11 protein-coding genes are annotated in these 14,538 nt (G+C 65.1%); 2 read left to right on the forward strand and 9 right to left on the reverse strand.

Annotated elements, in window-relative coordinates:
• Window positions 1-18: 18 nt before the first annotated feature.
• Genes ndk through ileS form a run of 4 tightly spaced genes read right to left on the reverse strand, consistent with a single transcriptional unit; the run spans window position 19 to window position 5,638 of the window.
• Window positions 19-438 (reverse strand): nucleoside-diphosphate kinase, encoded by a 420-nt coding sequence (gene ndk / locus ABRP28_RS06505; RefSeq protein WP_350002499.1) that lies wholly within the window; start codon window positions 436-438, stop codon window positions 19-21.
• A gap of 39 nt (window positions 439-477) precedes the next feature.
• Window positions 478-942, reverse strand: a complete 465-nt coding sequence (locus ABRP28_RS06510) for a DUF4233 domain-containing protein (RefSeq protein WP_350002500.1) — start codon at window positions 940-942, stop codon at window positions 478-480.
• Between the two features lie 4 nt (window positions 943-946).
• A complete protein-coding gene (locus ABRP28_RS06515; protein ID WP_350002501.1) occupies window positions 947-2,305 on the reverse strand; it encodes a folylpolyglutamate synthase/dihydrofolate synthase family protein in 1,359 nt (452 codons plus the stop codon).
• A 3-nt stretch (window positions 2,306-2,308) separates the two neighbouring features.
• Window positions 2,309-5,638 (reverse strand): isoleucine--tRNA ligase, encoded by a 3,330-nt coding sequence (ileS, locus tag ABRP28_RS06520; protein ID WP_350002502.1) that lies wholly within the window; start codon window positions 5,636-5,638, stop codon window positions 2,309-2,311.
• Between the two features lie 323 nt (window positions 5,639-5,961).
• Between ileS and ABRP28_RS06525 the strand changes: the two genes are divergently transcribed.
• Window positions 5,962-7,041, forward strand: coding sequence for an endonuclease/exonuclease/phosphatase family protein (locus tag ABRP28_RS06525; protein ID WP_350002503.1), 1,080 nt, complete (start codon window positions 5,962-5,964; stop codon window positions 7,039-7,041).
• Window positions 7,042-7,044: 3 nt separating this feature from the next.
• On the opposite strand, the gene ABRP28_RS06530 is transcribed toward ABRP28_RS06525, so the two are convergent.
• Window positions 7,045-7,803, reverse strand: a complete 759-nt coding sequence (locus ABRP28_RS06530) for an SDR family oxidoreductase (RefSeq protein WP_350002504.1) — start codon at window positions 7,801-7,803, stop codon at window positions 7,045-7,047.
• Window positions 7,804-7,920: 117 nt separating this feature from the next.
• Between ABRP28_RS06530 and valS the strand changes: the two genes are divergently transcribed.
• On the forward strand, window positions 7,921-10,542 hold the full coding sequence (gene valS, locus ABRP28_RS06535) for a valine--tRNA ligase (RefSeq protein WP_350002505.1): 2,622 nt from the start codon (window positions 7,921-7,923) through the stop codon (window positions 10,540-10,542).
• Between the two features lie 377 nt (window positions 10,543-10,919).
• On the opposite strand, the gene ABRP28_RS06540 is transcribed toward valS, so the two are convergent.
• From ABRP28_RS06540 to ABRP28_RS06555, 4 genes are all read right to left on the reverse strand, one after another.
• Window positions 10,920-11,534 (reverse strand): DsbA family protein, encoded by a 615-nt coding sequence (locus ABRP28_RS06540; protein WP_350002506.1) that lies wholly within the window; start codon window positions 11,532-11,534, stop codon window positions 10,920-10,922.
• A gap of 114 nt (window positions 11,535-11,648) precedes the next feature.
• Entirely contained in the window at window positions 11,649-12,929 is a 1,281-nt protein-coding gene (clpX, locus tag ABRP28_RS06545) for an ATP-dependent Clp protease ATP-binding subunit ClpX (protein ID WP_188729320.1), read from the reverse strand.
• Between the two features lie 169 nt (window positions 12,930-13,098).
• The gene (locus ABRP28_RS06550; protein ID WP_231455973.1) at window positions 13,099-13,758 is read right to left on the reverse strand and encodes an ATP-dependent Clp protease proteolytic subunit; all 660 of its coding nucleotides are present in this window, start codon (window positions 13,756-13,758) and stop codon (window positions 13,099-13,101) included.
• 37 nt (window positions 13,759-13,795) lie between these two features.
• Entirely contained in the window at window positions 13,796-14,419 is a 624-nt protein-coding gene (locus tag ABRP28_RS06555) for an ATP-dependent Clp protease proteolytic subunit (RefSeq protein ID WP_350002662.1), read from the reverse strand.
• Between the last annotated feature and the right edge of the window lie 119 nt (window positions 14,420-14,538).

The raw sequence follows: 14,538 nt of genomic DNA on the forward strand, positions 1-14,538 counted from the left end.
TTTGCTGTCCTTGGGCTGTTAGCCCTGGAACCAGATCTTGATCTCGCGCTCGGCGGATTCGGTGGAATCGGAACCGTGGACCAGGTTCTGCTGGACCTTCAGGCCCCAGTCGCGGCCAAAGTCGCCGCGGATGGTGCCGGGGGCTGCCGTGGTGGGGTCGGTGGTTCCGGCCAGCGAACGGAAGCCCTCGATCACGCGGTGGCCCTCGAAGATGGCCGCGACCACAGGTCCGGAGAGCATGAACTCGACCAGGGGCTCGTAGAAGGGCTTGCCTGCGTGCTCCTCGTAGTGCTGCTCCAGGAGTTCGCGGGAGGCGTCAACCTTCTTCAGCTCAGCCAGGGTGTAGCCCTTGGCTTCGATCCGGGCCAGGATGGCGCCGGTAAGGTTGCGGGCGACGCCGTCGGGCTTGATCAGGACGAGGGTGCGCTCAGTGGTCACAACTGCTCCAATGCGTTGGTAAGGGGTTTCGGGTCAAGTCTACGGGGCCTGCGGCTGCTGGCCGGGTCCGGACCCATCCGGGTGGGCTGCTTCCCAGGCGGCCTGCTCGCGGGCCCGTTCCCCTGCTTCCCGGTCCAGCCGGATTCCCGTGCGGATCCCGTACCACCACGCCGCTGCGAACAGGGCGCCCACCAGGAACATGGCCGGCTCGAAGATGCCGCTGAGGATCAGGACAAGCTGCAGGATCCATCCCAGCCCGATGCCCCAGGGCCTGATAAGGAAGGCGCACGCGACGATCATCACCACGCACAGCGCAATCCCCACCCCCAGGATGACCGCCGGCGGGAACTCCCCGCGCCGCAGGCCGAACACCGCAAGGGTGGCGAAGAACATCACGAAGGCTTCCAGCAGCAGGACCGTGGAAGCGAACATCACCTTGGTGGAACGGCGCTTCTTGGGCATGCCGGGGCGCCATTCGCGCTGCGCTTTGGTCAACTTGGCCATGGAATCAGGCCTCCGTCTTGCCGAGCAGGATCCGCGCCTCTGCCACCAGGGTGATGGAACCGGTCACCAGGACCCCGCCGGACAGATCGTCGTTCGCTTCGGCGCGTTCCACAGCCCATTCCAGGGCGTCGTCGAGCTTCTCCGCGATGTGCACGTTGTCCTCGCCAAAACCAAGCTCAACAGCCAGTTCGGCGAGTTCCGCGGCAGGCACGGCACGCGGGGAGTTGGACTGTGTGAAGCAGTACTCCTCAGCCATCCCGCCGAGGGACTCCTTGAGCTGGCGGAGGATCTCCTCGGCGTCCTTCTCTTTGAGCACTCCGACCACCGGGACCAGCCTGGTGAAGGTGAAGGCTTCCTGCAGTGCGGCTGCGGAGGCCTTGATGCCGTCCGGGTTGTGGGCCGCGTCCACCACGATGGTGGGAGCTGTCCGCACCACCTCAAGGCGGCCCGGTGAGGTGACATTCGAGAAGCCTTCCTGGAGCACCTCGAAATCGAGTTCCTTTTCGCCCCCAAAGAAGGCTTCGAGGGCCGCCACTGCCACCGCGGCGTTCTGCGCCTGGTGGGCGCCGTGCAGGGGAACCAGCAGTTCCGGGTAGCGGCCAGCGATCCCCTGGATGCTCACCACTTGGCCACCAACGGCCACGGTGCGGGATTCGACGCCGAATTCCACGCCTTCGAAGCGGAACGGCACCCCCACGTCCTTGGCCTTGTCCAGCAGGACCTGGGCGGCGTCCAGCGGCTGGGCGGCACTGATGAGGTAGCCGCCGGGCTTGATGATGCCGGCTTTCTCGTAGGCGATGTCCTCGGTGGTGTCACCGAGCAGGTCCGTGTGGTCCAGCGAGATGGGGGTGATGACGGAAACCTGCCCGTCGCCCACGTTGGTGGCGTCGGTGATGCCGCCGAGGCCAACCTCGATGACGGCCACGTTCACGGGCTGGTCCGCGAAGATCGCGAAGCCCAGGATGGTGAGGCATTCGAAATACGTGAGCCGGGGCTCGCCCGCAGCCTCCAGTTCGGAGTCGACAATCTGCAGGTAGGGGCGGATCTCGTCCCAGATGCGGACGAAGGTCTCATCCGGAACCGGGTGGCCGTCGATGCTGATCCGTTCCGTGACCTTGGACAGGTGCGGGCTGGTGTAGCGGCCGGTGCTGAGTCCATGCGCCCGCAGGACGGATTCGATCATGCGCGCGGTGGAGGTCTTGCCGTTGGTCCCGGTGACGTGGATGATCGGGAACGCCTTGTTGGGCTCGCCCAGCACGTCCATCGCCCGGAACAACGGGGCCAGCCGCGGCTCCATCTTGTTTTCCGGCGCCCGGCCCAGCAGCTCGGCGTAGACGCTCTCTACGGAAAATTCGTCTGTCATGGCTCAGGCCCCTACTTTTTCGACGGCGACGGCCGGCTCTGCGGCGTCCCCGGGTTCTGCCGTGAGTTCCACGGACAGGGTCTCGCCCTTCACCAGGGCGGCATTGGCCAGCAGGGCGTCGACGACGTTCTGCTGCGCGGTGACGGTGGTCCGGATCCGGTCGCTGACATTGAGTCCGCCGTCCTTGCGCGCCTGCTGGATGGCGCGGACCATGTCGCGGGCCAGGCCTTCCGCTTCGAGCTCAGGAGTGACCTCGGTGTTCAGGACCACGAACCCGCCGCCGGGCAGTACGGCGACAGCTTTGGCGGACGCGGCACCCCCCTCGGACTCAGCCACCACGGTTTCCAGCGTGTACTCCTGCGGCTCCAGCTCCAGGCCGCCGGCGGTGACCACGCCTGCCTCGGAAACGGACCAGTCACCGGACTTGGAGCCCTTGATGGCCTGCTGCACGTTCTTGCCCAGGCGCGGGCCCGCAGCGCGGGCGTTGACCACGAGCTTCTGCTGGATGCCGAACTCTTCCGGCGAGGCCGTGGCAGCATCGAGCAGCCGGACGGAGCGGAGGTTCAGCTCATCTGCGACGACGGCGGCGAAACCTTCGAGCGCATCCGCACCGGGTGCCACCACCGTGAGTTCCTGCAGCGGCAGGCGGACGCGGAGGTTTGCGGCCTTGCGGAGCGAAGAGCCCGTGGAGCAGATCTGCTGGACCTTGTCCATGGCCTGGACCAGGTCCGGGTTGGCGGGGAACAGTGCAGCGTCCGGCCAGTCTGCCAGGTGGACGGAGCGTCCGCCGGTGAGCCCGCGCCAGATCTCCTCCGAGACCAGGGGCAGCAGGGACGCCGCTGCGCGGGAAACAGTCTCCAGCGCGGTGTACAGCGCATCGAAGGCGTCCTGGTCCTCATCAAAGAAGCGCTGGCGGCTCCTGCGGACGTACCAGTTGGTGAGCATGTCCAGGTAGCTGCGCAGGGCATCGCAGGCACCTGAGATGTCGTATTCGTCGAGCCGTTCGGTCATGGTGCCGACCAGTTCGCCGGTGTTGGCCAGCAGGTACTGGTCCAGCGTGTCGGCGTAGCCGTCGTAGCGGAGCTTCGCGTCATACCCGTTGCCGCCGGCGGCGGCGTTGGTGTAAAGCGTGAAGAAGCTGTACACGTTCCACAGCGGCAGGATGACCTGGCGGACGCCGTCGCGGATTCCCTGCTCGGTAACCACCAGGTTGCCGCCGCGGAGGATGGGGCTGGACATCAGGAACCAGCGCATGGCATCCGAGCCGTCGCGGTCCAGCACCTCGGAGACGTCCGGGTAGTTGCGCAGGCTCTTGGACATCTTCTGCCCGTCCGAGCCCAGCACGATGCCGTGGCTGATGACGTTGCGGAAGGCCGGCCGGTCGAACAGCGCCGTGGAGAGGATGTGCAGCATGTAGAACCAGCCGCGGGTCTGGCCGATGTACTCCACGATGAAGTCTGCCGGGTTGTGGGTGTCGAACCAGGCCTCGTTCTGGAACGGGTAGTGGACCTGGCCGTACGGCATGGAGCCGGAGTCGAACCAGACGTCCAGGACGTCCTCCACGCGGCGCATGACGGACTGGCCCTCTTCGGGCGTGCGGGGATCGTCCGGGTTGGGCCGGGTCAGCTCGTCGATGAACGGCCGGTGCAGGTCAACCTGGCCGGCCTTGTTCAGCGGCAGCCGGCCGAAGTCCGCCTCGATCTCGGCGAGCGAGCCGTAGACGTCGGTGCGGGGGTACTCGGGGTCGCTGGACTGCCACACCGGAATGGGGCTGCCCCAGTAGCGGTTGCGGCTGATGGACCAGTCGCGGGCGTTTTCCAGCCACTTGCCGAACTGGCCGTCCTTGACGTTGCCGGGGATCCAGTTGATCTCCTGGTTCAGTTCGGACATCCGGTCCTTGAACTTGGTGACCTCCACGTACCAGGAGGAGACGGCGCGGTAGATCAGCGGGTTGCGGCAGCGCCAGCAGTGCGGGTAGCTGTGCTCGTAGCTGGCCTGCTTGACCAGCCTGCCCTGGGCGCGCAGCACCTGGGTGATGGGTTTGTTGGCCTCGAAGACCTGCAGGCCAACGATGTCGTGAAGGTCGCCGTGCTTGAAGAGCGGGAGGAATTTGGCGCCTTCGTCCACGGAGAGGACCACCGGGATGCCAGCTTCCTCACAGACTTTCTGGTCGTCCTCACCGTAGGCCGGAGCCTGGTGAACAATGCCGGTGCCGTCGGTGGTGGTGACGTAGTCGGCGACCAGGAAGCGCCAGGCGTTCTCCATGCCGTACTTTTCGTTGTCCGCGAAATCGCTCCACAGCGGCTGGTACGCCAGGCCTTCCAGTTCGGCGCCGGTGTGGGTGGATACAACAGCGGCCTGGGCGGCCTCGAAATCGTCATAGCCCAGGTCCTTGGCGTAGTTGCCCACGAGGTCCGCGGCCAGCAGGAAGCTGCCCGTGACGGGCGCGTCCGCGGCGGCGGCCTTGATGCCGTTGGGGCCTGCCGGCAGGACGGCGTAGGTGATGGAAGGGCCGACGGCGAGCGCGGCGTTGGTGGGCAGGGTCCAGGGCGTCGTGGTCCAGGCGAGGGCCTGGACACCGTCGAGCTGCTTGGACAGGTCCGACTCCCCTGCCGTGATGGGGAACGTCACCGTGACTGTCTGGTCCTGGCGGTTCTTGTAGACGTCGTCGTCCATGCGCAGCTCGTGGTTGGACAGCGGCGTCTCGTCCTTCCAGCAGTACGGCAGGACGCGGTAGCCGTTGTAGGTCAGTCCTTTTTCGTGCAGTTGCTTGAACGCCCAGAGGACGGACTCCATGTACTCGACGTTAAGCGTTTTGTAGTCGTTGTCGAAGTCCACCCACCGTGCCTGGCGGGTCACGTAGTTCCGCCACTCGTCGGCGTACTTCATCACCGAGGCCCGGCAGGCGTCGTTGAACTTGTCGATGCCCATGGCTTCGATCTGGGTCTTGTCCGTCATCCCCAGCTGCTTCATGGCTTCCAGCTCGGCAGGCAGGCCATGGGTGTCCCAGCCGAAGCGGCGCTCCACGCGCTTCCCGCGCTGGGTCTGGTAGCGGCCCACCAGGTCCTTGGCATAACCGGTCAGCAGGTGCCCGTAGTGGGGCAGCCCGTTGGCGAAGGGCGGGCCGTCGTAGAACACGAACTCGTTGCTGCCGGGCTCGCCGCCCGGCGCATCGGCGCTCCGCTGGTCGATGCTGGCCTGGAACGTGCCGTCCTGGTCCCAGTACTTCAGGATGCGTTCTTCGATCTCCGGAAACTTCACGGAGGCGGAAACGGTGGCGCCGCCGCTGGAGGAAGGTTCGGCGGAGGCTGAGGCCTTGGGGTAATACGACATGTCGACATCCTGGGTTGAGCTTGGCGAACTGCCGGCTTGCGCCTTCTGTTCCGTTCAGGATGCGAGGACGGCCGGTGTGGGTGTCCGTCCGGACCCCACGCTCACCGCGGTACCACCTCACTTACCGGCGTTGCACGCGTCCCCGGGGGAACATGTGCCGCGACGGCCACTCATTACTGCTGTGACGGGCTTACCCGTCCGGTTCTACTTGCGCGTGCCCACCTGCTGGTTCGCGTGTTCTTCCGGAAGCTCACCGGTGATTGCCGGGTCATAGCCTTTTTGAGTCTACTATTTCCGGGGCCGGGCCACCAATAATTGAACCTATGCAAGAGCACGGGGACGGGCGTCGAGGCGGTGGGCCACGCCCGCATGTGTCCCGGTGGTCCCTTGCAGCCGCCGTCCTGGCCCTGCCGGGTGCTGCGCTGGTGTTCCTGCGCCTGGTTCCCTGGGATGTCGGCACCCCATGGATCCAGATTTTGGCCCTGTTTCCAGCAGGGCTGTCAACAACGGCGGCGGCACTCGCTGCCGCCGTCGTCGCCTTTTGCCTCCGTGCCGAACCCCGCAGGGCTGTGTCTGCTGCCCTCGTAGCCATGCTGCTTGTCATCCAACTTGCTTGGGTACTGGACCGTGTCCTGCCTCCCGGCACCTCGGGTCCGGTGGCCTCCGGAAACATACAGCCGGCAACCGTCCAGTCCCCTGCCCCGTCCGGGGACCCGGCCCGGGAGCCGGTGGTGACGGTCATGGCGCTGAACGTGGGGTACACCGGAGTGGACCCCGGGGCCCTGCTGGCGGAGATCAGGAGCCGAAACGTGGACGTTTTGGCCCTGCCGGAGCTTGCACCGGCCAGCCTGAAGGCGCTCGACAGGGCAGGGCTGGCAGCCCTGCTGCCGTACCGGGCCACGGATGTGGACTGGGACAAGATTGGAAGCGCCCTTTTCTCGCGGTTCCCCCTCCAGCAGGTGGAGCGTGTGCCCGGTTCGGCGTTCCACCAGAGCCGCGCCGTGGCCAGCCTTCCCACCACCGCCGGGCCAGTGCACCTGACCGCCGTCCACGTCGACTCCCCGCGCCGGGGCCACATAGCGTCGTGGCGGGCCGAGCTGCGGCAGCTCGGCGAACTGTGGCAGGCACTGCCGGACAGCCGGCATTCCATCCTGCTCGGCGATTTCAACGCGAGCGCGGACCATGGTGAGTTCCGGGACCTGCTGGCTACGGGGCTTTCCGACGCCGCGGAGGCGACCGGGAAGGGCCTGGCCCCCACCTGGCCGGTCAATTCACCGGCGCCGGCTTTCGTGGCCATCGACCATGTCCTGGTAAGCCCGGGGATTGAGGTGCTGGACTTCGACGTGGTGACGCTCCCGGGTACAGACCACGCCGCGGTGGCAGCGCGCCTGGTGCTGCCGTAGGTGCTAGCCCTTGCGGATGAGCTTGTAGTTTGAGGCCTGCGCCACCGGCCGGATGACGATCTGGTCCAGGTTTACATGGTGCGGAGCGGTGACGGCGTAGCGGACGACATCCGCCACATCACCGGCCGTGAGCGGCTTCTCCACCCCCTGGTAGACCTTGTCCGCTGCCTGCCGGTCACCGAGCCGGTTCAGGGCGAACTCTTCGGTCTGGACCAGGCCGGGCGCCACCTCGATCACGCGGACGTTATGCTCGGCTTCCTCCAGCCGCAGTGCCTCCGTCAGGGCCCGCTGGGCGAACTTTGCCGCGTTGTAGCCGCCACCGCCCTCGTACGACGCCAGCCCCGCGGTGGAGGTCAGGTTCAGGACCGTCCCCTCGCCGTTGGCCCGCAGCATCGGCAGGAAGGCTTTTATGAGTTTCATGGTGCCCAGCACGTTCACCCGGTACATCCATTCCCAGTCCCCGGTGCTGGCAGAGCTGATGGTGTCCGCGCCCCTGGCCCCGCCGGCAATGTTGACCAGCGTGTCGATTCCCCCCGCCTCCTTCACCTGCGAGACCAGCCGGGACACGTCGTCGTCCTCCGAAATGTCGGCGGGGAGCGCGACGGCGCCGGTTTCCTTTTCCAGTTCGGCCAGGCGGTCCGCGCGGCGCGCCACGGCAAAGACCTTCCAGCCTTCCGCCGCCAGGGCACGCACTGTGGCCTCCCCGATCCCGCTGCTCGCGCCCGTCACCAAAGCTGCCTTTTTCTGCGAAACGTCACTCATGGCACCACCATAGCGGGACCGGCCGCCTGGGTGCCCCTGCCCGGGCCGCCCTCAGGATCGGTCCGGCCGGGGCCACGTGCGGCAGGCGGACATGCCCGGACATGAAACAATTGGCAGATGGCTGAAGACACGCAGGGTACAGACACGCCCACCACCGCCCCTATCAACGTTCCGGACAAGCCGGCCCTCGAAGGCCTCGAAGCTGCGCTCACGCAGCGGTGGCTGGCCGAGGGAACCTACAAGTTCGATCGCGAGACCACCCGGGACCGGGTCTACTCAATCGACACTCCCCCTCCCACCGCGTCCGGGTCGCTCCACGTGGGGCACATGTTCTCCTACACGCAGACCGACGTGCTGGCACGCTACCAGCGGATGACCGGCAAGAACGTCTTCTATCCCATGGGCTGGGACGACAACGGCCTGCCCACCGAACGCCGGGTACAGAACTTCTACGGCGTCCGCTGCGACCCCTCCATCCCGTACAACCCTGACTACCAGCCGCCGGCGCAGCCCGCGAAGAACCAGCGGGACTTCGACGTCGTCTCCCGCCGGAACTTCATCGAGCTGTGCGAAGAGCTCGCGGTAGAGGACGAGAAGGTCTTCGAAAACCTTTTCCAGACGCTTGGCCTGTCGGTGGACTGGGAACTCACCTACCGCACCATCGACGACAACTCGCGGGCGGTCTCGCAGCGCGCCTTCCTGGCAAACCTGGCCGCAGGCGACGCATACATGGCAGAGGCTCCTACCCTATGGGACGTCACGTTCCGGACGGCCGTGGCGCAGGCGGAACTCGAGGACCGCGAGATGCCCGGCGCCTACTACCGCTACCCGTTCTTCACCGAGGACGGGGAGAAGATCTACATCGAGACCACCCGCCCGGAACTGCTGGCGGCCTGCGCCGCCCTGGTGGCGAATCCCGACGACGAACGGTACCAGCCGCTGTTCGGCAAGAAGGTCACGTCCCCCTTGTTCGGCGTCGAAGTTGAAGTCAAGGCGCATCCTCTCGCCAAGGCGGACAAGGGCTCCGGCATCGCCATGGTGTGCACGTTCGGTGACCTGACCGACGTCACCTGGTGGCGCGAACTGCAGCTGCCCACCCGGGCCATCGTGGGCCGCGACGGACGCATTGTCAGCGAGGCTCCCGAATGGATCACCACCGACATCGGCCGCGAAGCCTTCGCCGCCATTGCCGGCAAGACAGTCTTCAGCGCCAAGGAAGAGGTGGTGAAGCTCCTCACCGCCGCGGAACTGCTCGACGGCGAGCCCAAGAAGATCATGCACCCCGTGAACTTCTACGAAAAGGGTGACAAGCCCCTTGAAGTAGTCACCTCCCGCCAGTGGTACATCCGCAACGGCGGCAGGGACGAGGACCGCCGCGAACGCCTGATCGCACGCGGGCATGAGATCGACTTCCACCCGGCCTTCATGCGCTCACGCTACGAGAACTGGATTGCCGGCCTGAACGGCGACTGGCTGGTGTCCCGCCAGCGCTTCTTCGGCGTGCCCATCCCGGTCTGGTACCCGCTGGATGCCGACGGCAACCCGGACTATGACTCCCCCATCGTCCCGTCCGACGCGCAGCTCCCCGTGGACCCGGCCGCCGACGCCGCTCCCGGCTTCGACGAATCCCAGCGCGACGTTCCCGGAGGCTTCACGGGCGACGCCGACATCCTGGACACGTGGGCAACGTCCTCCCTGACGCCCAAGATCGTGGGCGGCTGGAAGCGCGACGAGGACCTCTTTGCCAAGGTGTTCCCCTTTGATGTCCGGCCCCAGGGGCACGACATCATCCGGACCTGGCTCTTCTCCTCCGTGGTACGCGCGGACGCCCTGGAGAACAGCGCACCGTGGAAGCACGCGGCCATCTCCGGCTGGATCCTGGACCCCGACCGCAAGAAGATGTCAAAGTCCAAGGGCAACGTGGTGGTACCCACCGACGTCCTGGAAGAGTACGGCTCCGATGCTGTGCGCTACTGGGCAGCTTCCGCAAAGCTCGGGGCCGATACGGCCTATGAGATTGCGCAGATGAAGATCGGCCGGCGCCTGGCCATCAAGCTCCTGAATGCGTCCAAGTTCGTCCTGAACCTGGGCGCCACGGAAGACTCCGTGCTGTCCACCGACCTTTCCGTCCTGGCCAACCCGTTGGACCGGGCTGTCCTGGCGCAGCTTTCGGAGGTGGTGGCCCAGTCCACCAAGGCCTTCGAGAACTACGACTACGCACGGGCGCTGCAGATCACGGAAAGCTTCTTCTGGCAGTTCACCGACGACTACGTGGAGCTGATCAAGGACCGGGCGTACGGTGCCGCCGGTGAGGCCGAACAGGCTTCCGTACTGGCAGCCCTGGCCACCACCCTGGACACCCTGCTGCGGCTCTTTGCGCCCTTCCTGCCCTTCGCCACCGAAGAAGTGTGGAGCTGGTGGCGCAAGGGCTCCGTCCACCGTGCCCAGTGGCCCGCGCCGCTGGAGGTCCCGGGCGGCGACACCGCCATGCTCGCAACGGTCGGGGTGGCCCTCAGCGGTGTCCGGAAAGCAAAGTCCGAAGCGAAGGTCAAGCAGCGCACCGAGGTCCTGACCGCGACCATCACGGCGCCGGAAGCTTTGACCGCGCAGCTGCAGGCCGGCCTGGCCGACCTGAAGGCAGCCTCCAACGCCCGCGAGATCATCCTTATGGTCGGTGAGGGCGAGCTGAGCGTCAGCGACGTGGCACTTGCTGCGACGGAAGAGCCCGCGAAGGCGTAGCCACACCTCGGGCCTCGTTTCGGGGCGCCCCGGTTTCAGGGCAAAGGGGAAGCCCCATCAGCGTTTTGCCGTTGGTGGGGCTTCGACTTTTCGGCCATCCGGTGACGTCTTGATGGTCTGGCAGGATCCGCTGATCTTCAGGTCTTCCTACCACGTCACTGGTAGCTTGCATCTGACTTTGCCGATGGCTGCGTCGGATGACATATCACTGAATCTTTGGTTCCTGCGTCCCGCTTCTTTCGAAGTGGGTAAGAACCATTGTTGTCCTGCCCGCCGGCATGCGCAAGAGCCCCGGAAGAACTACAAGAGGGTAGTTCTGCCGGGGCTCCTGGAGCCGTACAGTGCGGCTGGCCGGATTCGTCCTGGGCGGGTTGGGCCTAGCTGAATTCAGGCCGCTCTGTCCGGCTGCGCTTCAGCTCGAAGAAGTGCGGGTAGGCAGCAATCGCGGTAGTGGCGTCCCACAGCTTGCCGGCCTCCTCGCCACGGGGAATCCGGGTGAGGACGGGACCAAAGAAGGCGGTGCCGTTGAAGGCCACCACGGGAGTTCCGACGTCCTGGCCCACCAGCGAGATACCCTCCTGGTGGCTTGCCCGGAGCTGGTCATCGAAGGCGTCCGAGGAGGCTGCCGCGGCAAGCGTGGCGGGAAGCCCGCACTCCGCAAGCGCTTTGGTGATGACCAGGTCACGGTCCTGCTCGCCGGATTCGTGAATCAGGGAGCCCATGGCGTCGTAGAGCGCCTTGACTGTTGCATCGCCATGCTGTTGCTGGGCCGCAATGATCACGCGGACCATGCCCCAGGCGTTGTCCATGGATTCGCGGTAGGCAGGTTCAAGGTCGCGGCCCTCGTTGAGGACAGCCAGGCTCATGACGTGCCAGACCGTTTCGATGTCGCGGACGCCTTCGACTTCGCCGATCCAGCGGGAGGTGATCCAGGCGAAGGGGCACAGCGGATCGAACCAAAAATCGGCCCTGTTCTTTACTGGTTCAGTCATGGGATATTCCTTCGCTGGTTCCCGCGGCGCAGCATAGCCACGGTGTGGTCGGGTCTATAACGGGCGGGACTGTGCCAGGCCAATGAGCTGCGCCTGGGCCGCCCTGCGGACGAATCAGGCAGACTTACGGCGTTTGGTGACGTGCGGAACGATGGTGGGTTCGGCGCCCTTCAGGACAACGTCCTCCGTGATGACCACGCTGGCAACGTCCTCGCGGCTGGGAAGATCGAACATCACGGGCAGCAGGACTTCCTCCATGATTGCTCGCAGCCCGCGGGCGCCCGTTCCGCGCTCCAGGGCCTGTTCGGCGATGGCGTCAAGGGCGGTGTCGTCAAACACCAGTTCCACGCCGTCGATCTGGAACATCTTCTGGTACTGCTTCACCAGGGCGTTCTTGGGTGTGGAAAGGATCTGGATCAGGGCATCGCGGTCCAGGTTGGATACGGTGGTGATCACCGGCAGCCGCCCAATGAATTCGGGAATGAGGCCGAACTTCAGCAGGTCCTCCGGCATCACCTCTCCGTAGGAGTCCACCTTTTTGCTGGCCTCGTTGAGGGGGGCTCCAAAGCCGATGCCCTTCCGTCCGGACCTGGATCCGATGATTTCCTCAAGGCCCGCGAAGGCGCCGGCCACGATGAACAGCACATTGGTGGTGTCAATCTGGATGAATTCCTGGTGCGGGTGCTTCCTGCCGCCCTGGGGAGGAACGGAGGCAACGGTTCCCTCCAGGATCTTCAGCAGCGCCTGCTGGACGCCCTCGCCCGAGACGTCCCGGGTGATGGAGGGGTTTTCGCTCTTGCGTGAAATCTTGTCGATCTCATCGATGTAGATGATGCCCTGCTCGGCTTTTTTGACGTCGTAGTCCGCGGCCTGGATGAGCTTGAGGAGGATGTTCTCTACATCCTCGCCCACGTAGCCGGCCTCAGTCAGTGCAGTGGCATCGGCAACGGCAAACGGGACGTTCAGCCGGCGCGCCAGGGTCTGGGCCAGGTACGTCTTGCCGCATCCTGTGGGCCCGATCAGGAGGATGTTCGACTTGGCGATTTCGACGTCGTCATGGTGCCCGCCGTCAGCGAGGCTCCCGGACTTGGGTGCATGGCCGGCCTGGATGCGCTTGTAGTGGTTGTAGACGGCGACGGCGAGCGAACGCTTCGCGGGTTCCTGCCCGATGACGTATTCCTGCAGGAAATCGAAGATCTCGCGGGGCTTGGGGAGTTCAAAGCTCCCCAGGTCAGCAACTTCCGCCAGTTCCTCTTCGATGATCTCGTTGCAAAGCTCAATGCATTCATCGCAGATGTAGACACCGGGCCCGGCAATGAGCTTGCGCACCTGCTTCTGGCTCTTTCCGCAGAAAGAGCACTTCAGCAGATCCGTGCTCTCGCCAATCCGAGCCATATGTGAACCCCTTAGTATCTTGCTGCCAGGCAGCCTTGCACCGTTGCTGGAATCTCCACCAGCCTGCATGGACCGGTTGTGACAACATCCACTCTAGGTCACATTCGCTTCCCAGCGTGGAAGGAAAAGGCCGGTGGGGCCAAATGATTGGCTCCACCGGCCCACTACTTTACCGTGTGATTGCTTGCGGTTTGATCTTGCGCGAATCCAGGACCTGGTCGATCAGGCCGTAGGACTGGGCTTCCGCAGCCGTGAGGATCTTGTCGCGCTCGATGTCGTTGTTGACCTGCTCCGAGGTCCGTCCCGAGTGGTGGGCAAGCGTGTCTTCGAGCCAGGATCGCATCCGCATGACCTCAGCGGCCTGGATTTCGAGGTCTGATGCCTGGCCGCCCTGGCCGCCGGACAGCGCCGGCTGGTGGATCAGGACGCGGGCGTTGGGCAGGGCAAGGCGCTTGCCGGGAGTGCCGGCCGCCAGCAGGACCGCAGCGGCGCTTGCGGCCTGGCCAAGGCAGACCGTCTGGATCTCCGGGCGGATGTACTGCATGGTGTCGTAGATCGCCGTCATGGCGGTGAAGGAACCGCCCGGCGAATTGATGTAGAGGGTGATGTCGCGGTCGGGGTCGGTGGACTCCAGGACCAGCAGCTGCGCCATGACGTCATCCGCGGAGGCGTCATCCACCTGGACACCGAGGAAGATGATGCGGTCCTCGAAAAGCTTGGTGTAGGGGTCCTGGCGCTTGAAGCCGTACGGCGTGCGCTCTTCGAACTGGGGCAGGACGTAGCGGCTGGTCGGAAGGTTACCGGCAGTCGATCCGAAGTTGTAGTTCATTTTTGGTGCTCCTGATCTAAGTGTTCTAAATGCCGGGTTACTTCTCGGACGCTGACTCGCCGGAGGAGGCATTCGCGGTTCCGCCGCCACCGGACACCGAACCGGCGTGGGCGGCGATCTTGTCGAAGAAGCCGTACTCGAGAGCTTCGGTCGCCGTGAACCACTTGTCACGGTCGTTGTCCTTGAGGATGGTTTCCACGGTCTGCCCGGTCTGCTCGGCGGTCAGCTCGGCCATAACCTTCTTCATGTGCAGGATGAGCTCCGCCTGGATCTTGATGTCCGAGGCGGTGCCGCCGATGCCGCCCGAGGGCTGGTGCATCAGGACGCGGGCGTTCGGGGTGGCGTAGCGCTTGCCCTTGGTACCGGACGAGAGCAGGAACTGCCCCATGGATGCAGCCAGGCCGGTAGCAACCGTCACGACATCGTTCGGGATGAACTGCATGGTGTCGTAGATGGCCATGCCGGCGGTCACGGAGCCGCCCGGGGAGTTGATGTAAAGGTAGATGTCCTTGTCCGGGTTCTCTGCGGACAGGAGCAGCAGCTGCGAGCAGATGGCATTGGCGTTGTCGTCACGCACCTCTGAGCCGAGCCAGATGATCCGCTCCTTGAGGAGCCGGTTGTAGATGTAGTTGTCCTGGGCTGCAGGATCGACAGTCGCCATCCGGGGGGACTCTGGGTGCTGTGACATGTGTACTAACCTCTCGCTGGTGACGGTGACATCACTGAAAATCACTACTTGGACACTAACCGGTTTCACCGGCGTTTTGTTCGCACACCCGC

This window comes from Pseudarthrobacter sp. WHRI 8279 (assembly GCF_040224115.2).
Lineage (GTDB): Bacteria > Actinomycetota > Actinomycetes > Actinomycetales > Micrococcaceae > Arthrobacter.

Coding starts and splice junctions, on each gene's coding strand:
- clpX (WP_188729320.1), bottom strand. CDS start 12,929: ATGGCTCGGATTGGCGAGAGCACGGATCTGCTGAAGTGCTCTTTCTGC.
- ABRP28_RS06510 (WP_350002500.1), bottom strand. CDS start 942: ATGGCCAAGTTGACCAAAGCGCAGCGCGAATGGCGCCCCGGCATGCCC.
- ABRP28_RS06555 (WP_350002662.1), bottom strand. CDS start 14,419: ATGGCGACTGTCGATCCTGCAGCCCAGGACAACTACATCTACAACCGG.
- ABRP28_RS06550 (WP_231455973.1), bottom strand. CDS start 13,758: ATGAACTACAACTTCGGATCGACTGCCGGTAACCTTCCGACCAGCCGC.
- ABRP28_RS06525 (WP_350002503.1), top strand. CDS start 5,962: ATGCAAGAGCACGGGGACGGGCGTCGAGGCGGTGGGCCACGCCCGCAT.
- ABRP28_RS06530 (WP_350002504.1), bottom strand. CDS start 7,803: ATGAGTGACGTTTCGCAGAAAAAGGCAGCTTTGGTGACGGGCGCGAGC.
- valS (WP_350002505.1), top strand. CDS start 7,921: ATGGCTGAAGACACGCAGGGTACAGACACGCCCACCACCGCCCCTATC.
- ABRP28_RS06540 (WP_350002506.1), bottom strand. CDS start 11,534: ATGACTGAACCAGTAAAGAACAGGGCCGATTTTTGGTTCGATCCGCTG.
- ileS (WP_350002502.1), bottom strand. CDS start 5,638: ATGTCGTATTACCCCAAGGCCTCAGCCTCCGCCGAACCTTCCTCCAGC.
- ABRP28_RS06515 (WP_350002501.1), bottom strand. CDS start 2,305: ATGACAGACGAATTTTCCGTAGAGAGCGTCTACGCCGAGCTGCTGGGC.